This is a genomic window from Jannaschia pagri (genome assembly GCF_019655435.1).
Taxonomy (GTDB): Bacteria; Pseudomonadota; Alphaproteobacteria; order Rhodobacterales; family Rhodobacteraceae; genus Jannaschia; species Jannaschia pagri.
On record NZ_BPFH01000001.1, the window covers coordinates 120,086 to 138,381 of the forward strand.

Sequence of the window (18,296 nt, forward strand, 5' to 3'; positions counted from 1 at the left end):
GTCACGGCCTCTGGCGGGACCGCCTACAGCGGCTGCGGACCGGGCTGTCTCCCGCCGGATCGTCGAAGACCGCCCATCCGGGTCGGACGCACAGCCTCCGGAGCGGCACAAAAAAACGGCGCCCCGAAGGACGCCGTCGTCTTTTCTATAGAACCCTAGCCCGCTCAGTTGGCCTGACGGCGCAGGAATGCGGGGATCTCGATCCGCTCTTCCTCACCTTCCGCCTGGGGGGCCGGGGCGGGGGCAGCCGTTGGGGGCACAGGCTCCCCTGCGCCCGCATCAGCAGAGCCGGTCATGCGATTGATCAACGACCCGATCCCGAAGCGCGCCGATTGCTCGGGGTTCGCCGCAGGGGCGCGGGGTGCTGGAGCCGCGGGGGTCGCACGACCTTCGCCACGCTTCACGGCGTTACGCAACCGCTCCATGGCTTCGGGCGACGGCGCACTGCAGGGACGCGGCGCGGTGAACGCCGCCTGGGCCGGCTCCGCAGCGACCAAAGGCGCTTGGGCGGCGGCGGGGGCATACGTCTGTTGCGGCGCCTCTTCGACGGCAGCGGGGGCCGGCGGCTCCCGATGGCCAAAGAAATCGTCAATCACGGCTTCTTCTTCAGCGGCGGCCACGGTCGCGGCGTCGAAAAAGCTGGGCTCGCTTGGCTCTTCCACTTTAGGGACCGGCGCTGGTTCCGGTGCCACATCCTGGGCCGGAGCGGGTGCGCGTGCTGTGACGGGCGCCGCAACGGGTTCCGGCTTGCGGGCAGCGGCCACGGCGTTCTGAGTCTCGACCGGGGCGGACACCTCCGACAAGCGGCGGCGCGGCACGGGCATTTCCTGGCTGGCCGAGGCGTCGATGCCGGTGGCGACCACCGACACGCGCATGGTGCCTTCCATCGCGGGGTCCAGCGTGGAGCCGACGATGATGTTGGCGTCCTCGTCCACCTCTTGGCGAATGCGGTTCGCAGCCTCGTCCATTTCGAACAGGGTCAGATCATAGCCACCGGTGATGTTGATCAGCACGCCCTTGGCGCCCTTCAACGACAACTCATCCAGCAGCGGGTTGGCGATGGCCTTTTCGGCGGCCTCCACGGCGCGCTCTTCACCCAGGCCTTCGCCCGTCCCCATCATGGCTTTGCCCATCTCGTCCATGACGGAGCGGACGTCGGCAAAGTCCAGGTTAATCATACCGGGCCGGACCATCAGGTCGGTCACACCCTTCACGCCCTGGTACAGAACGTCGTCGGCCAGGCTGAACGCCTCGGTAAAGGTCGTCTTTTCATTCGCCAACCGGAACAGGTTCTGGTTCGGGATGATGATGAGCGTATCCACGACCTTCTGGAGGGCTTCGACGCCCTCCTCGGCCTGGCGCATCCGCTTGGAGCCTTCGAACTGGAACGGCTTGGTCACGACACCAACGGTCAGAATGCCAAGCTCCCGCGCGGCTTGTGCGATGATCGGCGCAGCACCCGTACCGGTGCCGCCGCCCATGCCAGCAGTGATGAAGCACATATGCGCACCGGCCAGACGGTCGACGATCTCTTCGATCGTTTCTTCCGCCGCAGACGCCCCAACCGAGGGCCGCGCACCGGCGCCCAGCCCTTCGGTGACGCGCACACCCAACTGAATGCGCTGCTGCGATTGGTTCTGGGCCAGGGCCTGGGCGTCTGTGTTCGCAACCACGAACTCAACGCCTTCCAGATCCTTCTGGATCATGTTGTTGACTGCGTTTCCGCCTGCACCGCCAACACCGAAGACGGTGATGCGCGGACGCAAATCGGGTTCGGCGCCGCCGCCGGGCATGGTGAGGTTCAATGTCATCTGCTCGTCCACCTGTGTCTTCGGCCCTGCCTGAGGCCCTTGGTTTTTGGTCAAACAGCTCTGCGGCTGCCTTAATTTCGCCCCAGTTTAACGACTTGCGGCCCGTCCGTCACCCCAAAATCGAATCGCTTCACCAATTGTCCCGAAACCAGCGCACCGCGCGGCGGAAGGGGGCGCCTGTGCTGCGTTGCGGCATGGCGTCGAAGTCCCAGAATTCGTCCTGCGGTTCAGCGCCCTGCATGCATAGCCCGACACAGGCCGCAAAGGCCGGACCCTTCGCCGCCTCCGGCAAGCCTTGCACCCGCAGCGGACGGCCCAGGCGCACTTGGTTGCCCAGGATCCGCGCCGCCAGCCCGTCGAGGCCTGGGATCTGGCTGGCGCCTCCGGTCAGAACGATCCGCTGGGACGGCAGGTCGCCGAAGCCCGCGGCATCCAGGCGCGCGCGCACCTCTTCCAGGATTTCTTCGACGCGGGGGCGGATGATCCCGATCAATTCCGTCCGCGTGACCGAACGGCGGTCGTGGTGCCAATCGCCCGTGTCCGCCTCCAAGGCGATTTGTTCGCGGTCGTCCATGCCGGTGGCCACAACGCCGCCGTAACGGGTTTTGATCATCTCAGCCATTTGAGCCGGGATGCGCAGGCCCTGGCTGATGTCGCTGGTGACATGGTCGCCGCCCATGCGCACGGTGTCCGCATAGACCATATGCTTGCGCATGAAGATCGAGATCCCCGTCGTACCGCCGCCCATATCCACGCAAGCGGCGCCCAACTCCTTCTCATCCTCGACCAAGGCCGAGGTGGCCGCCGCATAGGGGGCCGAGGCGAGACCAGCCAATTCCAGGTCGCAGTTGTGCACGCAAGACAGCAGTGCCTCGACCACATGGGCATCCACCGACAGTAGGTGCATATCGGCGCGCAGCATCTCTCCGGTCTGGCCACGCGGGTCGCGGAGCGTGGTGCGGTGGTCGATTCCAAAGTTCACGGGCTGCGCATGCAGCACCTCGCGCCCGGCCCCGATGTCTGGCGTATCGACCGAGGCCAAAACGCGGCCCACGTCTTGGACGGAACAGGGACCGGTTTCCAGCATCACCTCACCGGCCAACCCAAAGCTACCCGGGCGCCCTCCAGAGAAACAGGCGATCACATGATCCACCCGCACGCCCGCCATCTTTTGCGCGCCTTGAACGGCGGTGCGGATGGCGCGCTCCGTCTCGGGCATACTGTCCACTTCGCCCATATGGATGCCCCGCGACCGGGTCGTCGTCGCCCCAATCACGCGGAAGTTCGACTGCCCCGCCATATGGCCAACGCCTTCGCCCTGGGGGGTGTTTTCCTCAAACCGCAGAACGAGACAGGCTGTCTTGTGACTGCCCACATCCAAGATCGCGATGACACCCCGTTGTAGGGCAGCCTGGCGTTTGCGGCGCATGGCGCGTTGGGCGTGGAACAAGCGGCTCATTCGTCCTCCTTGGAATAGCTCAAGCGCTCCAGATCCTGGAGGCGTTTCAATTCTTTGCGGGCGTCCTGGGACAGGCGCAGGGTGGGCCGGTCGCCGAGGCGGAGATCCACGGTCAAAACATCCCGGCTGAGGACGTCTTTCGCGGCATGGAGGGCCAGCGCGCGGTCAAGGGCAGCGGCGGGGCCTTCCTCGGGCAATAGGATCCTCTGGCCATCGGTGAGGTTCACATCCCACCGCCGATCCCCCACCCGCGTCAGGCCGACCAGACGGTCCACAACGGGGCCAGCGGCCTCGATCAAGCGCAGCGCCTCCTGGACGTGACGGTCGGCGCCCTCGCCCGAAATCAGCGGCAGCGCACCGATGGTTGTGATGTCCTCCAGGCGGGCGACGTGGTGTCCGGTGGCATCCAGAACCATGATCCCATCGTCCGAGACCCAGGCCACAGCCGGTTCCCGTTCCGTGATCCGCAACAACAGAACCCCGCCCGACCGGATGCGCACTTCGGCCCGTTCCACCGGGTCCAACTCCTCCAGCTTCAGACGAAGGGCTTCAAGGTCGAGCACGAATTGGGACAGCGGCAGGTCGACCGGCAAGGCCTCCTGAATGTCTTCGCGAAGTTGATCCGAGGCGCCCTCGATCCGCATCAAAGAGACCATGAACTCGGGGCGGTCCTGGATGGCGCGAACCATCTCGTTCCAACTGTCCACGAGCGCCGTCTGACGCGCGTCGTCGTTCAAATACCACGTGATCAGAAACACCGAACAGAACGACGGAACGCCAATCCGAACCAGCGCCCGAAACAAAGGCGTGAGCCACAGCCGTTGGAGCCGGTAATCCCATTTGGACGGCGCCGGATCATGGGTCGGGCGCGCGCGCCGGTCTGCCTTCACCGGTCGCATGAGGCATCCTCCACCAAGTGGGCGCAGAGTTGCCCAAACGTCAGACCCGCATGGGCCGCCTGCTCTGGCGTCAAAGAGGTCGGCGTCATCCCCGGCTGAGTATTCGTTTCCAGCAGGATCAGCCCGTCGAGACCACGGCTTTCGTCCCAGCGGAAGTCGGTTCGACTGATGGACCGGCAGCCAAGCGCATGGTGGGCCCGCAGGGCATAGGCCTGACATGCCGCGAAGATCGGTGCTGGGATCTGCGCTGGCACCACGTGGGAAGATCCGCCTTCGGCGTACTTGGCCTCGTAATCGTACCATCCATCGGTGACGATCTCGGTCACCGTCAGGGGCGCGTCGCCCAGCACGGTACAGGTCAGCTCCCGCCCCGGAGCATAGGTTTCGACCATCACATGGTCTGGCATCGTCTCGGCCAGTTGCGGCGGCCGGTTCGCCCCGGCCTCCACAATATAGATCCCGACGGAGGAGCCTTCGTTGTTGGGTTTGATGACATAGGGCGGCGGCAGGACATGCCCGGCCATCGCCGTGTCCTTCGGGACAATTTCGCTCGCCACAACAGGCAGGCCCGCAACCGCAAAAACGGCCTTAGACCGGGCTTTGTCCATTGCCGTGGATGAAGCCATGACCCCCGAATGGGTGTACGGGATCCGCAGCCATTCCAGCAGACCCTGAACGCATCCATCCTCGCCCCAACGCCCATGGAGCGCGTTGAAAACCACGTCGGGATCAAACCGCCGCAGGTCGGCGACCAGATCCGGGCCAGCGTCGACCTCGGTCACGCGGTAGCCCTCGCCCCGCAAGACATGGGCACAACCGCGCCCGGTCGAGAGCGACACATCCCGCTCCGACGATTGGCCGCCCATCAGGACGACGACATGTGTGGGTGCCCCGCTCGACATACCCAAAATCCTGCGCCTCTCGCCGGGTCGCTTGCCACGCCTCGGCTTGTTATCTTTGATCCGCGCCCCCTATGTCGGAGCGGCCTCTGACGGGCCTTACGGAGTCGTCGTCGGGGTCCTGTCCGACGGTCCGGGTTCTCCGACCCGGCGTATTTCCCATTCTAGCGATATTCCGCTGGCGTCGTATACCCTTTTCCGCACCTCTTCTCCCAATCCCTCAAGATCAGCCGCCGTGGCGCCGCCTTGGTTGACCAGAAAGTTGGAATGTTTGGGCGACATAATAGCGCCGCCGCGAGTGGCACCGCGCATGCCTGCGTCGTCGATCACCTTCCAGGCCTTCAGATCATGGACGTCATCGGCCTTCCCGGTGGAGCTATACCCCGCCGGGTTACGAAACGTGCTGCCTGCGCTGCGATCCTTAGTGGGCTGGGTCTCATCGCGTTTGGCCAGCTGCGCGGCCATGCGCTCTTCGAGGGCAGCGGGGTCCCCAGCCTCTGCGCGGAAGGTGGCGCGCGTGATGACGGCCCCCTCGGGCAGGTCGCTACTGCGGTAGGCCAGACGCAAATCGGACGCCGGGATCACCGTCACGGTCCCGTCGCGCAAGACAGCCTCGACCTCAATCAGATGGTCGGCGACATAACTTCCGTAGCAGCCCGCGTTCATCGCGACGGCACCGCCGATGGAGCCGGGGATCGTCCGCAGGAACGTCAGATCCCGCCCCGCCTGGGCCGCGCGGCGCGCCACGTGGGCATCGAGCGCGGCCGCCCCCGCGTGGACCCGGTCTCCGTCAATCTCAATTCCGTTGAACCCACGCCCCAGCCGCACGACGACCGCCCGGAGGCCCCCGTCCCGCACGATTAGGTTCGAGCCAACCCCCATGGGGAACACGGGGATGCTCGGGTCCAAAGCGCCCAGGAACGCCGCCAAGTCCTCCCGATCCGCTGGCTGAAACAGAGCCTCCGCCGGCCCGCCCACGCGCAGCCATGTGAGGTCCGACAGGGGCCGGTTCGGGGTCAGTGTGCCTCGGGTTGGGGGGTAGGTCATGGGGGTGGGATAGGCGGGCGGACGGGCGGGGGCAAGGCCTTGGCTCAGCCACCACCATTCGTTAGGGACTCCAGCAACCGTCGCGCCAATGCCCCCAATCCCACTACACGCTTATCAATCTTGAGAACGGCGTCAGACGCAGCCGCGCCCGCCTTTCCGGCATTGTGAGTGTCGAACGCAAACATACGCAGCGACACGACCAGTTTCGCTAGCTGGAAATTGACCTCACGTCGGAGCGACGACCGCTCGCCCTCGTCTTACGCCCGGTCCATGTCTCGGATCATGCGGTCCACGCTTTCGATCATGTCCTCAAAGACGGCAACATCCTCAGGCGCCAAGGGACGCCAGGCCTCCCCATCCCCTTCAGCTGCTAGCGACAGAGCCTGACGAATGGTCTGAAGGACGGCGCGGTGGCTCTCTTCCTCCTCGACATCCAGTCCGCGCAGATCAGACAGCCGCAGCAGCACATGCGCGAAATGTTCGCGTATCAAAGCGCCCAAGCCGTCTACGACCGAGGCGAATGGATCGGCCACGGCGCCAAACTCAGAACGGACCTCCTCCCGCCGAACCTGGCCATCCAGCAAGCGTACCCACTCGATGAACTTGCTTACGCGGAGAACGCGTCGTTCCTCTGCCCGGCTTAATTCATCACGGATGCTTTCCAAGTAGGTCCGCGCCGTTCCGCCACCCTGCAAGGCCGTGCCTTCGCGCTCCAACGATAGGCAAACAAGGTCAACATCTTCGATCAAGTCGTCAACGTCCGCGAGCAGCCGCGCCAAGGCGTCTGGATCCTCTAACCGCTTCCAGTCCTCTGGCGGCTGCACTGCCCGCATGAGACGTGCAACTTGATCAAGCGTGAACCGATAAAGCGTTGCGCGCGTCAAATCGAAAAGATCATGATCCTCTGATGGCGAGCCAGCCCGATACCGCCGCCAAATCTCCCCAATGACAGGCAGCGCTTTGGAGGGACCCGCATCCCATATCTCAGGATCGATCAGCGCGATTTCGGTCATCATGTCGAGGTTGAGGGCCTGGCCCTCAGGGTCCAGGAGATGCTCATACCATTCGATGACCGGGGTCCAATCGTCGGGGGCCTCTGCCAGGTGTGTCTTAGCGCGCTGCCAGTCTGAGTCGACCCACGATGGGGCCTCCACGAGCCAAAGAGGCTGCTCCCTGAGATCTCTGCCGTCTTCGACAGAGCGTGCGTCGGCGGCGGAGGCGGCGTCGGCGGCGAAGGTGAGGACGCGGGCGGCGGCGGTGGCGGTGGCGGTGGCGGCGGCGGCGGCGAAGGTGAGGACGCGGGCGGCGGCGGTGGCGGTGGCGGCGGCGGCGGTGGCGGCGGTGGCGGTGGCGGCGGCGGCGGCGGTGGCGGTGGCGGTGGCGGCGGCGGTGGCGGCGCCAATATCATCGGTTGGAACAATAGCGGCAACCGATGATATTGCGAGCGCACGATACAAAGAGAGCGATGTCAAATCACGGTTGTCCCGCCCCTTCATTTCGGTTGGAAGCCGCGCAGCTGCGATTGGAAAAACACGCGCCGCCGCTCGGTAAGCAATGGTAATCGCGATTTGACGGGCGCGCGCCTCCTCCTCCGGCGTGTCGCGCGGGAGGGAGAGGAGCCAGTCCTTCAAATCATCGGAAGTCTTTATATTCGCCGGGTCAACCATCCGCGTCACCATCCCGGCGGGCGAACACGTTGGCAAGGGGATTGCTCCCTCAACCCCGGAGATCCTCGGATCACGTCCGAGGATGACAGTCCGCGCGGCGGCTCAGCGACCGGCCCGGCGGGAGGTCTCCACCGCCTCTCGCAGCCAGCGCCAGGCGTAGCGGAGGGGCCAGCGAAGGACGGCGCCCATGGTGAGCGCTCCGACCGCAGCCCAGACCCAGCCCATGGACCAGGCGAGCCAGACGACCAGCGGCACGCCCAAGGCGATCAACACGTAAGCGGCAGGCCAGCTTTGCTTGGACGTCAGCGTCACCATGGCGACCCAGGCCACCACGACCCACAGGCAGAGCGCGATCAGCGCCATCAGGCCCCTGCCCCGCCGTGCGCGCGATTGGCCAGCAGGTCAGCCCCAGGAGCCACGCGTCCGCTCACCCGGCCAGGTTCGCGGGCAGCCCGTTGGCCCAGGCCGAAATCGTGCCCGCGCCCAGGCAGACGACAATATCGCCCTCCCGCGCTTGTTCCCGCACCAGACGGACCAGATCGGCCTCATCGGTGACAGCGCGCGCGTGGCGGTGGCCGAAGCGGATCAGACCGGCGACCAGATCATCGCGGCCCGCGCCCTCGATGGGGTCCTCACCCGCCGCGAAGACCTCGGCGATGCCAACCACATCCGCATCGTTGAAACAGCCGCAGAAATCTTCGAACAGACTGGACAGGCGCGAATAGCGGTGGGGTTGATGCACGGCGATAACGCGGCCCGTGTCCCCGATGCTCTGCCGCGCGGCCTTGAGCACGGCGGCGATCTCAACCGGGTGGTGGCCGTAGTCGTCGATGATCGGCACCCCGTTCCATTCGCCCACCTTGGTAAAGCGCCGGTTCACGCCACCAAAGGCACCCAGTCCGTCGCGGATCACGTCCTTGGGCACGCCCAATTCGCGGGCAACGGCCACGGCGGAGAGCGCGTTGGAGACGTTGTGATCGCCGGGCATCGGCAGGCGACAGCCCTCGATCACCTCTCCCTCCCCTTGGAGCGCGATGTCGAAATGGGCGACCCCGGCCTCGTAACGCAGGTTCAAGGCGCGCACATCCGCCTGGGCATTAAACCCGAAGGTCACGATCCGGCGATCCGTCACACGCCCCACCAGGGCGCGCACCTCGGGGTGGTCGGTGCAGCAGATGGCAAGCCCATAGAAGGGAATGTTAGAGATGAAGTCATCGAAGCCGCGCCGCAGGTTCTCGATGGTGTGCCAATGCTCCATGTGTTCGGGGTCGATATTGGTCACGATGGCAACCGTGGCGGGCAGGCGATTGAAGGTGCCGTCGCTCTCGTCGGCCTCCACCACCATCCATTCACCGTTGCCCATCCGCGCGTTGGAGCCATAGGCGTGGATGATGCCGCCATTGATAACCGTCGGGTCCAGTTTGCCCGCATCCAGCAGCGCGGCCACCATCGTCGTGGTCGTCGTCTTTCCGTGGGTTCCGGCGACGGCCACGTTGGACTTGAGGCGCATCAGCTCCGCCAGCATTTCGGCCCGGCGCACCACCGGCAGGCCCTTGGCGCGGGCGGTGTCCAGCTCCGGGTTGCCGGGTTTGATGGCGGAGGAGATCACGACGACCTCTGCCTCCTCCAGGTTTTCGGCGCGCTGCCCCTCGAAGATCTTTGCGCCCAAGGACGCCAACCGGTCGGTAATCTTGGAGGTCTTCGCATCGGACCCCTGGACCGTATAGCCGTGGGAAATCAGCACCTCGGCAATGCCGGACATGCCGATGCCGCCAATACCGACGAAATGGATGGGCCCCATCTGTTGGGGCAGTTTTGTGGCGTTCATCGGGTCTGGCTCACGTATTGGACGAGGTCGGCAAGGCGCGTGGCCGCATCGGGCACGGCCACGGATAGGGCGGCGCGGGCCATGCGGCTGGCGCCGTCTGGGTTGGACAGGATCAGCGTGGCTTGTTCGGCCAGCGTCTCGGGCGTCAGCTTGCTTTCGGGCAGCATGATCGCCGCCCCTGCTTCGGTCAGACCCCGGGCATTCGCGGTCTGGTGGTCGCCTGCGGCTATAGCATAGGGGATGAGGATCGCGGGCCGCCCTATGACCGATAGGTCAGCAACCGTGGAGGCGCCCGAGCGACTGATGACCAGTTGCGCATCCGCCATGCGCGTTGGCACATCGGCGAAGAAGGGCTGCACCTCCGCCACCATGCCTGCCGCGTCATAGGCGGCAGTGACCCGCTCGTGGTCTTCGGGTCGAGCCTGGTGCGCAATGCGGAGTTGGCCGCGAATGGCGTTGGGCAGGCGCGACAGGGCTTCGGGCACCACATCGGACAGGATCCGTGCGCCCTGGCTCCCACCGATGACAAGCACCGACATGGGGTAATCGCCCGGCGCGATATAGGGCGCGGCAGCGCGCGCCATGACCGACGCCCGCACGGGGTTGCCGGTGTGTGCGCCCTCGATCCCCTTGGGCAAGGTCGTGGGCCAGGTTCCGCAGGCAAAGGCATCGACGCGGGTCGCGAAGACCTCGTTCACGCGCCCTGGCACACCGTTCTGTTCGTGAATGATGCGCGGCAGCTTGAGCAGCACAGCAGCCGCCAAGGCCGGGATCGACGGATAGCCACCGAACCCCGCCACCAGCGTCGGACGGTCTGCGCGAAACGCCTTCAGGGCGCGAAAGACACCGCCCGATAGCTTGACCGGCACCATCGCCTTGGCCGCCAGCCCCCCGCGCGCGAAGGTGGCGGCGGGGACGACTTCGATGTCGACGTCTTCGGGAAATCCACCCGCATAGCGCGCACCTCGGTCATCGGTCGACAGCTTCACGCGCCAACCGCGCGCCAGCATTTCCTCGGCCAAGCTTTGCGCCGGAAACATATGGCCGCCGGTGCCGCCCGCGGCGATGACGATCAGGGGTGCGGTCATCTAAACCCATTCGACAGAAGGTGGTCGCCGATTTCGGCCTGTGGTCGCTGGCGGGTAAAGCACAGCAGGCATCCCATCAAGAGCCCCATCGCGATGAGCGAAGACCCGCCATAGCTGACGAATGGCAGGGTCATGCCTTTCGCTGGCAACAGGCGCACGGCAACGCCGAGGTTGATGAAGGCTTGGGACGCCAACAGCACCGTGAGGCCGGTCCCCGCCAAACGGATGAACACGTCCCGCTCCACGCAGAGACGCATCAGCGATCGGAAGGTGATGACCGCGAACAGCGTCACGATGCAAAGCACCATGATCATCCCGTATTCCTCAGCTGCGACAGCAATGATGAAGTCCGTGTGGGCGTCCGGCAAGGTCCATTTCACGCGGCCTTCGTTGACGCCTGTGCCGAAGAACCCGCCCTCTCGGATGGCATCAATGGCATAGCCCATCTGCGTGCGTGGATCGACGTCCGCCGAGAGGAACCCGTCGATCCGCCGCGCGAAGTGCTCCGAGTTGTTATAGGCTACGACCCCGACCAAGCCGACGCAGGCCACAACCCCGGTCAGCAGGATGATCGGTGCGCCTGCGACGAAATACACCGACGACCAAGCGACAATGGTCAGCATCGCCTGACCGAAATCCGGCTGCATGGCCAGGAAGCCGATGATGACGCCCAAGAGGCCAAAGCTGATGGATTTTCCGGGCGGTCCGTGGGGCTCTGCGGCGGCGGCCATCAGCCAGGCCGTGGTGATGATGAAGACGGGCTTCAGAAACTCGGACGGTTGCAGGGACGCAAAGCCGAGCGAATACCAGCGCGTCGCGCCCTTGCCGAAGTCCGTGCCCAGCACCGGAAGCAGCATCAGCGCCACGGCGGCCAGGGCGAAGCCCAAAACCCCCAGCCGGCGCACCACTTGGGGTGACATCATCGAGACGACCAGCATCACGCCGAAGGCCATGCTGCCGAACACGGCCTGGCGTTGGACGTAGTGAAACGGGGCCAGGCCATTGCGCTCCGCCAGCGGAACGGAGGCCGCAAGCCCAAGCAAAAGGCCGAAGGCGAACAACAGGACAACGGCGAACAGCACCACCTTGTCCAACGTCCGCCACCAACGGGATAGGATGGCCTCGCCCGGAAGGACGACGACCGAGCCATGCGCGATCTCTGTCATAGGTCTGCCTGCATCTGCCTGCCCGGTTCTCCGGGTCTGGCCGAAAGTCTAGCGCAAGGTCCGAAATCACGCCAGCCTTTCCGACGCCCTGTCGGTCGGTTCGCCGTGCCAGAGGTGTTGCGCCGCCTTTGGCGACGAGCAAAGGGGGGCTCTGCCCCCTGGCCTGCGGCCACCCCCCGGCATATTTTGGGAACATCGAAGCCGTGGGTGGGTTCGTCAGACGATGCTTAGGGTCGGGGTGAGGGGCGGAGACGTGTGGTGGGGATATGGTCGCGCCGGGAAAGCGCTTGGCGATGTTAGCCGAGCACAGCGCGGATCTTGGCCTTGGCCTCGTCCGGGTCGGAGGCATAGGGGATCAGATCCACGACCTCCCCGGCGGCGTTCAAGACGAAAACCGAGGCATAGTGATCCATGGTGTAATCGCCATCGCCCAATTCCCGGCGCTGGAAGTAGACCCGCCAGGAGCGTGCCATGTCCCGGACGGCGTCCGGCTCACCGGTGATCCCGATGACGCGATCGGTCTGCCCTTCGAGATAGGCCTTGAGAAACTCGGGCGTGTCCCGCTCGGGGTCGATGGTCACGAAGTAGCCGCCGATCTCCTCCGGGCCAACGTCCATCTCCGCCAGCCAGGTTTCCATGTCGTAGACGGTTGTGGGACAGATTTCTGGGCAATGGGTGAAGCCGAAAAACAGAAGGGAGGGACGGCCGGTGAAGGCCGCTTCTGTGATCGTTTGGCCGTTATGGTCGGTCAGACTGAACGGCTCCCCCAACTGCGTGCCGACAACGGCTGGCGTGCGATTGTCCATCACCTGACGGACCGTGAACCCGGCTCCCAGGGCGACGATGGCAACCCCAAGGCCAAAGGCGAGTGTCAAAGCCCTGCGTGCCATTGATTCAATGCCCCTCGTGCTTGCCGTGCCCACTGTGCTCGTGCTTGTGACCATGGCCGTGACCATGGTCGCCGTGCCCATGACCGGCGTCCATGCCGCCCATTCCCTCAAAGGCCGCGCGAATATCGCCCAGCGTGGCGACGGGGGCGGTCACCGACATCTCGCCCGCCTGTTCGAAGGTCAGTGTCACCTCGTGCGTGGCCCCCGCCTCCAAAGGCCCGGTGAGCCCCATGAGCATCAGGTGCAAGCCGCCCGGTTGCAGCACGACCGTCTCCCCGGCTGGGACAGGGATCCCGCCCTCGACCTCTGACATCATCATGACGCCATCGGCCATCGTCATCTCATGGAGTTCCACCCGGCCCACGGTGTCCAGGTCGATGGTCGCCGCGACCAAGAGATCATCGGCTTCCGTCGGGTTCGTGATGACGAGGTAGCCGCCCGCCACAGGCGCCCCCGGAGCGGTGGCGCGCAACATGGGCTGGGACACGCTCAGCCCATCGACCGTGTCGGCCCAAAGCGCGGCAGTCAGCGTGGCGGTCGTGAACACAGTGACAGCTGTCACAGCTAGGAAATTGCGCATGGGATCTCTCCGGCAAAGGTCGTGTCGTTAAATGGCAAATGGCACCCGCCTGAGCGGATGCCAATTGCGTCACCGGGTCGCAACCTTCCAGCGCTGGAAGGTTGCAGAACAGGCGGTCAGTTGCCGTAGGCGACCGAGGGCAGCCAGGTCGTCAGCGCCGGGAAGAAGAAGACGATGAACAGGCCCGTCAACTGCAGCAGCACGAAGGGGATCACGCCGCGATAGATATGCGCCAAGGTCACACCGGGCGGGCACACGCCCTTGAGGTAGAACAGGGCGAACCCCACGGGCGGCGTCAGGAACGAGGTCTGGAGGGTCACCGCCACAAGAATGGCGAACCAAACGACCTGTGGGTCCCGCACCACATCGAACCCTGGCACCGACAGCGCGAGGCCCTGCACAATCGGCAGCATGAGCGGCATGATGATGATCGTGATCTCGATCCAATCCAACAGGAAGCCCAAGAGGAAGACGATGAAAAGGATGAAGAGGACCACCATGTAGGGGTTCTCGAAGATCCCGAGAACATGGCTCTCGACGATCTCATCGCCGCCATAGGCTCGCAGAACATAGGCGAAGAAGTTCGCCGCCAGGAAAATCCCGACAATGTAGCCAGAGGTGTTCAGGGTCGAACGGGCGACCTCCTTGAAGACTTTCCAGTTCAGTTTGCGGTTCACCAACGCCAGCAACGTCGCGCCCAGGGCGCCGAGGCCAGAGGCTTCGGTCGGCGTGGCGATACCCGCAAAGATGGAGCCGAGCACCAGCAGGATCAGGAGGAGCGGCGGAACGACCGCGATCAGAACCTCTTTGACCGCGTCCCAGCCCACGTTGCCTGCATTCGGCGGCGCCGGCATGGAGTCGGGCCGAATGAGACCGTAGATCACGATGAACCCGATATAGAGACCGCCCAGGATCAGGCCAGGGAACAGCGCCCCCATGAACAGATCGCCCAGGGAAATCGCCAACTGGTCCGACATAATCACCAGCATGATCGAGGGCGGGATCAGGATGCCCAGCGTCCCTGCGGCGGCGATGGTGCCGGTCGAGATCTCCTTGGAGTACTTTTGTCCCATCATCTGAGGCAGGGCCATCACGCCCAGCAGCGTGACAGACGCACCGATAACACCAGTCGAGGCCGCCAGGATGATCCCGATCAGCAGGACGGTCAGTGCGAGCCCGCCGCGCAGGCCCCGGAACAGGGTCTGCATCGACATCATCATACGCTGCGCCACACCCGATTGGTCCAGCATCAGGCCCATGTAAATAAACATCGGCAGCGCCACGAGGACCGGGTTCTTGACCACGTTGCCGAAGATCCGGCCAGAGACGGCCAGGAATTTGCGGTATTCGATCCCGATACGGTCGAACTCGATCACGTCCTCAAAGGCACGGCGATAGGGATCGAGGAAAATCTCCCCGAGCAGGGCGAAGACCAAGGCAACACCCACCAGAGCCATGGCCACCGGAATGCCGCGGAACAGCATCCAAATGAAGGTCAGGAACATCACCAGCACGGCGAGTTCGTTCAGGGTCATCACCTGACCGATTGCAGAAAGTAGTCCCATTAGTCGGCGCTCCGATCCCGGCGGGCATAGAGCAGCCCGATGAGTGCCAGCGTCAGGACAAGGGCGACCATGACGGTGATCTTGGCGTCCTGGCCGGGCAGCAGTTCAATTTCGTCGTAAAACCAGGTGCGCGTGGCTTCGCGCGTGGTGCTGGCCTCGGTGAAGGCGATGGTCAGACCCACGCCGACATACCAGACAGCCAGTTGGATCGCGAACCAGGTGGACGGGAAGGCGAACAACAGCTTCTTCCACCACAGGGGCGTCGTGATCTGCGACAGGGCCCGGACATAGGCAAACCAGGTCGCGGCGGCCATGAAGATGAACGACAGGTTCATGAAGATCTTCAGCAAGTAGAGACGGTGCAGGCCGTTGGGGCTGTCTGAGCCTTCGCCCGCGCGGACCGACGACAAAGCGTAATCCAGCGTCACGTCCCAGCACATGATGAGGAACGGCAGGAACAGCCAGGTCAGCGCGAAGATGTCGATCTTGCGTTGCTTCTCGGACTTGTAATTGTCGTAAAAGATATCGACGCGGACGTGGCTGTTGGTGGTGACTGCATAGGCCACACCGATCAGGACAGCCGCGCCGTAAATCCACCATTGCAGATCGTCGAGCCACGCCAGGTTTCCGGGCCCGATACCCATGCGACCGCCATTGCGCAGAAACACCTGAAGGCAGATGGCGATCATCAGAATGGGGAACAGCCAAGCAAACACGTTGGAGACCTTGACGATAAACCGGTCCCCGCTGTTGTGCTGCTCGCGCCCGACCTCGCCCGGGTCCGAGATGGCGACGGCAGCGGCGGCGCCCTGCCCTTCGACCTCCTCGGAGAGTTCGCTGTGACTGATCTGGCTCACGTGGTGTCCCCCTTGCGGTTTGGACGGAGATCCATCGGTCGGTGCCGACGCCCCGCCCCGCGGTGCCCATCTGGGCGAAGCACCGCCGCAGCGGTGCTTCGATTGGTCATTCGATGTCAGATCGCGTGGGTGACGACGGGTTGGCCCGCGCCGTCACACATCGCATCCGAGATCAGTTGCGCGGACGCGGCAGATAGATCGAGTTGCCCCAGGTCTTATAGCCTGCGCGATACTCTTGCAGATCGGCCCAGACCTCGGCGAAGAACTCGTCCTCGGCGGCCAGCTCGGCGGCAACCTCGTTCCAGGTCTCTTCAAACGTGGCCAGAATCTCGGGGGACCACTGCTTGATGGTCACGCCGTTCTGCTCGCTGTTCTCAACCATGGCCGCGAAGTTCGTGGCCTCACCCTCGGCGAAGTTGGTCGTGATGTTGGCCAAGCAAGCAACCTCGATCTGCTCTTGGGCGCGCTCGTCCAGATCGTCCCAGCGGTCCTTGTTGATCAGCAGTTCAAACATGGTCGCGGGCTGGTGCCAGCCGGGGAAGTAGTTGTACTTCGCGATCTGGTGGAAGCCCAGGCGCGCGTCGATGCGGGGCATCGAGAACTCGGTCGCGTCGATGGCGCCACGCTCCAGCGCCGGGAAGATGTCGCCAGCCGCCAGCAGCGAGGTCGACACACCCAGGCGCTGCATCACTTCGGCGCCCAGGCCGAAGAAGCGCATGTTCAGACCTTCCAGGTCTTCCAGGCCGTTGATCTCGTTCTTGAACCAGCCGGATGTTTCGGGTGCGATGATCCCGCAGGGCAGGACGTGAACGTTGTAGCCGTTCTCGTCGTACATGCGCTGGAACAACTCGGCGCCGTCGTCATAGAGCATCCAGCCGAGGAATTCGCCCGCTTCGGGACCGAAGGGCACAGCGGCGAACAGCGAGGCGGCCGTGATCTTACCCTGCCAGTACCCAGCGGTCGCGTAGGACGCATCCACGGAGCCATTGGAGACGGCATCCAGCGCTTCCAGCGTGGGGACCAACTCGCCGGGATCGAAATGCTCGAACTCGACGTCTTCGGAAATCGAGTTAATCTTCGACACGAAGTCCACGGCGGCGGTGCCGAGGATCGGCAGGTTTTGCCCGAAGGACGAGGTCATCTCGATGACTTCCTGCGACTGGGCACCGGTGGTGGTGAGCGCGGCGGCCGAGGCCAGCGCGATGGCTTTGAGTTTCATGGAACGGTTCCTCCCTATATGAACCTTTGATTGGCGAGCGTTGGGCCCGCGACGACCGCTCCCGTGGTCGTCTGGTAAAGTTTCCTTACCGATTTCGGCGCCTCGGTACTAGCGCGAATTACCCCCTTCACAACCTCCGTTAGCGTTATCAGACCCCAATTTTTTAAGGCTCTACGCAGTATTGGGTAGGGCGAACCGGCTCTCCCAAACCAATCCGCGTTTGTTAATCATAGGACGGCACCTGACCAATCAAGCCTGAAGACAGGCGCCAGGCCTCGGCGTGTTCCCGGGGGAACACTTGCCGCACAATCGGGTCGTGTCCAGGCACAACAAGACCGGGGGCCGAGGCCAGCGACTGAATCGTCGCGAACCCGTCCAGCATCTCGGCCACGTCCGTCACGATCGGGAAGGGTTTCGCCGCCAAAAAATTCTCGTAGTAGTGGGTCGCATCCGACGCCAAACACAACCAGCCGACGCTCGTCCGCACACGCACGACCTGCAATCCCTTCGAATGACCGCCGACACGGTGAACGGTCACACCCTCCGCCACTTGACCGTCGCCGTCGTGGAACGTCAGCCGTCCAGAGTAGAGCCGCTGCACCGCCTCACAGATGTGGTCACCGGTAAAGGGCATCCGGAGCGTATCGTGACACATGCAGGGACCAGTCGCATAGGCCATCTCGGCGGCTTGCAGATGCAGGTGCGCGTTTGGAAACAGGTGAAGCCCACCCGCATGGTCATAATGCAGGTGGGTGACGATCACCGTTTGAATGTGCTCCGCCGTCAGCCCAAAAGGCGCCAAGGCCTCCCGGGGATCGGTGAGGATCGGCCGATTGCGCGCTGCCCCTTCGGCTGCGTCATAGCCCGTGTCCACCAGGATGACCTCTGCCCCACGGCGCAACAGCCACAGATAGTAGTCCATCCCGTGGGGCGCGCACGCATGGTCGTCGAAGATGAAGCTATCACCCCGCGTGCGGGCATTCCGTTCCGCATAGCGGAGGGCGAAGACCTCCCACTCGCTCATGCGTCGACCACCGAATAGGTTCTGACGTCCTTGGACTGCACCAAAGGCGCAACGGCTGCGTCAAACACCTTGTAGTGGGGCATCTCCCGATGGGCATCGAAACCCGCAGCATCATCGTAGATTTCATAGAGGAAGACCTCATCGGTCCGCGCCGGGTCGGTCGCCACATCGAACCGCTGGCAGGCAGGCTCGGCCCGTGAGGCGGCGGCGTTTTCCAACATCGCGGCCATGAACACCGGCATTTGGCCCGGATGAACCGTGATCGTGACAACGACTGCGAACATGACTGGCATTCCT

17 protein-coding genes are annotated in these 18,296 nt (G+C 64.2%); all 17 read right to left on the reverse strand.

Annotated features, from left to right (window positions below):
- Nucleotides 1-164 precede the first annotated feature (164 nt).
- Nucleotides 165-1,811 (reverse strand): cell division protein FtsZ, encoded by a 1,647-nt coding sequence (ftsZ, locus tag K5R33_RS00560; RefSeq protein WP_220747026.1) that lies wholly within the window; start codon nucleotides 1,809-1,811, stop codon nucleotides 165-167.
- 130 nt (nucleotides 1,812-1,941) lie between these two features.
- Nucleotides 1,942-3,270: a cell division protein FtsA gene (gene ftsA / locus K5R33_RS00565; protein ID WP_220747027.1), complete on the reverse strand. Its 1,329-nt coding sequence runs from the start codon at nucleotides 3,268-3,270 to the stop codon at nucleotides 1,942-1,944.
- Nucleotides 3,267-4,169 (reverse strand): cell division protein FtsQ/DivIB, encoded by a 903-nt coding sequence (locus tag K5R33_RS00570; protein ID WP_220747028.1) that lies wholly within the window; start codon nucleotides 4,167-4,169, stop codon nucleotides 3,267-3,269. Before K5R33_RS00570 ends, ftsA begins: the two co-directional genes overlap by 4 nt.
- Nucleotides 4,157-5,071 carry a D-alanine--D-alanine ligase gene (locus K5R33_RS00575; RefSeq protein ID WP_220747029.1) on the reverse strand — a complete coding sequence of 305 codons (915 nt, stop codon included), beginning with the start codon at nucleotides 5,069-5,071 and terminating at the stop codon, nucleotides 4,157-4,159. The genes K5R33_RS00570 and K5R33_RS00575 overlap by 13 nt, the downstream gene beginning before the upstream one ends.
- A gap of 96 nt (nucleotides 5,072-5,167) precedes the next feature.
- Nucleotides 5,168-6,115, reverse strand: a complete 948-nt coding sequence (gene murB / locus K5R33_RS00580) for a UDP-N-acetylmuramate dehydrogenase (RefSeq protein ID WP_220747030.1) — start codon at nucleotides 6,113-6,115, stop codon at nucleotides 5,168-5,170.
- Between the two features lie 257 nt (nucleotides 6,116-6,372).
- Complete coding sequence (locus K5R33_RS00585; RefSeq protein WP_220747031.1) at nucleotides 6,373-7,782, reverse strand: hypothetical protein; 1,410 nt, start codon at nucleotides 7,780-7,782, stop codon at nucleotides 6,373-6,375.
- A 102-nt stretch (nucleotides 7,783-7,884) separates the two neighbouring features.
- The gene (locus K5R33_RS00590; RefSeq protein WP_220747032.1) at nucleotides 7,885-8,145 is read right to left on the reverse strand and encodes a DUF2484 family protein; all 261 of its coding nucleotides are present in this window, start codon (nucleotides 8,143-8,145) and stop codon (nucleotides 7,885-7,887) included.
- 64 nt (nucleotides 8,146-8,209) lie between these two features.
- A complete protein-coding gene (gene murC / locus K5R33_RS00595) occupies nucleotides 8,210-9,610 on the reverse strand; it encodes a UDP-N-acetylmuramate--L-alanine ligase (RefSeq protein ID WP_220747033.1) in 1,401 nt (466 codons plus the stop codon).
- Nucleotides 9,607-10,698 (reverse strand): undecaprenyldiphospho-muramoylpentapeptide beta-N-acetylglucosaminyltransferase, encoded by a 1,092-nt coding sequence (gene murG / locus K5R33_RS00600; protein ID WP_220747034.1) that lies wholly within the window; start codon nucleotides 10,696-10,698, stop codon nucleotides 9,607-9,609. The genes murC and murG overlap by 4 nt, the downstream gene beginning before the upstream one ends.
- Nucleotides 10,695-11,864, reverse strand: coding sequence for a peptidoglycan glycosyltransferase FtsW (locus K5R33_RS00605; protein WP_220747035.1), 1,170 nt, complete (start codon nucleotides 11,862-11,864; stop codon nucleotides 10,695-10,697). Before K5R33_RS00605 ends, murG begins: the two co-directional genes overlap by 4 nt.
- Before the next feature lie 296 nt (nucleotides 11,865-12,160).
- The gene (locus K5R33_RS00610; RefSeq protein WP_220747036.1) at nucleotides 12,161-12,754 is read right to left on the reverse strand and encodes an SCO family protein; all 594 of its coding nucleotides are present in this window, start codon (nucleotides 12,752-12,754) and stop codon (nucleotides 12,161-12,163) included.
- A 4-nt stretch (nucleotides 12,755-12,758) separates the two neighbouring features.
- On the reverse strand, nucleotides 12,759-13,334 hold the full coding sequence (locus K5R33_RS00615; protein WP_220747037.1) for a copper chaperone PCu(A)C: 576 nt from the start codon (nucleotides 13,332-13,334) through the stop codon (nucleotides 12,759-12,761).
- A gap of 116 nt (nucleotides 13,335-13,450) precedes the next feature.
- Nucleotides 13,451-14,899, reverse strand: coding sequence for a TRAP transporter large permease (locus K5R33_RS00620; RefSeq protein ID WP_220747038.1), 1,449 nt, complete (start codon nucleotides 14,897-14,899; stop codon nucleotides 13,451-13,453).
- Nucleotides 14,899-15,756 carry a TRAP transporter small permease subunit gene (locus K5R33_RS00625; RefSeq protein ID WP_308442977.1) on the reverse strand — a complete coding sequence of 286 codons (858 nt, stop codon included), beginning with the start codon at nucleotides 15,754-15,756 and terminating at the stop codon, nucleotides 14,899-14,901. The genes K5R33_RS00620 and K5R33_RS00625 overlap by 1 nt, the downstream gene beginning before the upstream one ends.
- A gap of 172 nt (nucleotides 15,757-15,928) precedes the next feature.
- Entirely contained in the window at nucleotides 15,929-16,975 is a 1,047-nt protein-coding gene (locus K5R33_RS00630; RefSeq protein ID WP_220747039.1) for a TRAP transporter substrate-binding protein, read from the reverse strand.
- 223 nt (nucleotides 16,976-17,198) lie between these two features.
- The gene (locus K5R33_RS00635; protein WP_220747040.1) at nucleotides 17,199-17,999 is read right to left on the reverse strand and encodes an N-acyl homoserine lactonase family protein; all 801 of its coding nucleotides are present in this window, start codon (nucleotides 17,997-17,999) and stop codon (nucleotides 17,199-17,201) included.
- Entirely contained in the window at nucleotides 17,996-18,283 is a 288-nt protein-coding gene (locus K5R33_RS00640; RefSeq protein ID WP_220747041.1) for a putative quinol monooxygenase, read from the reverse strand. Before K5R33_RS00640 ends, K5R33_RS00635 begins: the two co-directional genes overlap by 4 nt.
- Between the last annotated feature and the right edge of the window lie 13 nt (nucleotides 18,284-18,296).

Excerpts from the sequence above, each read along its gene's own strand:
- ftsA (WP_220747027.1), bottom strand. The coding sequence starts at position 3,270 with ATGAGCCGCTTGTTCCACGCCCAACGCGCCATGCGCCGCAAACGCCAG.
- K5R33_RS00575 (WP_220747029.1), bottom strand. The coding sequence starts at position 5,071 with ATGTCGAGCGGGGCACCCACACATGTCGTCGTCCTGATGGGCGGCCAA.
- K5R33_RS00610 (WP_220747036.1), bottom strand. The coding sequence starts at position 12,754 with ATGGCACGCAGGGCTTTGACACTCGCCTTTGGCCTTGGGGTTGCCATC.
- K5R33_RS00620 (WP_220747038.1), bottom strand. The coding sequence starts at position 14,899 with ATGGGACTACTTTCTGCAATCGGTCAGGTGATGACCCTGAACGAACTC.
- K5R33_RS00585 (WP_220747031.1), bottom strand. The coding sequence starts at position 7,782 with ATGGTTGACCCGGCGAATATAAAGACTTCCGATGATTTGAAGGACTGG.
- murG (WP_220747034.1), bottom strand. The coding sequence starts at position 10,698 with ATGACCGCACCCCTGATCGTCATCGCCGCGGGCGGCACCGGCGGCCAT.
- murB (WP_220747030.1), bottom strand. The coding sequence starts at position 6,115 with ATGACCTACCCCCCAACCCGAGGCACACTGACCCCGAACCGGCCCCTG.
- K5R33_RS00615 (WP_220747037.1), bottom strand. The coding sequence starts at position 13,334 with ATGCGCAATTTCCTAGCTGTGACAGCTGTCACTGTGTTCACGACCGCC.
- K5R33_RS00630 (WP_220747039.1), bottom strand. The coding sequence starts at position 16,975 with ATGAAACTCAAAGCCATCGCGCTGGCCTCGGCCGCCGCGCTCACCACC.
- murC (WP_220747033.1), bottom strand. The coding sequence starts at position 9,610 with ATGAACGCCACAAAACTGCCCCAACAGATGGGGCCCATCCATTTCGTC.
- K5R33_RS00590 (WP_220747032.1), bottom strand. The coding sequence starts at position 8,145 with ATGGCGCTGATCGCGCTCTGCCTGTGGGTCGTGGTGGCCTGGGTCGCC.
- K5R33_RS00570 (WP_220747028.1), bottom strand. The coding sequence starts at position 4,169 with ATGCGACCGGTGAAGGCAGACCGGCGCGCGCGCCCGACCCATGATCCG.
- K5R33_RS00635 (WP_220747040.1), bottom strand. The coding sequence starts at position 17,999 with ATGAGCGAGTGGGAGGTCTTCGCCCTCCGCTATGCGGAACGGAATGCC.
- K5R33_RS00640 (WP_220747041.1), bottom strand. The coding sequence starts at position 18,283 with ATGTTCGCAGTCGTTGTCACGATCACGGTTCATCCGGGCCAAATGCCG.
- K5R33_RS00605 (WP_220747035.1), bottom strand. The coding sequence starts at position 11,864 with ATGACAGAGATCGCGCATGGCTCGGTCGTCGTCCTTCCGGGCGAGGCC.
- ftsZ (WP_220747026.1), bottom strand. The coding sequence starts at position 1,811 with ATGACATTGAACCTCACCATGCCCGGCGGCGGCGCCGAACCCGATTTG.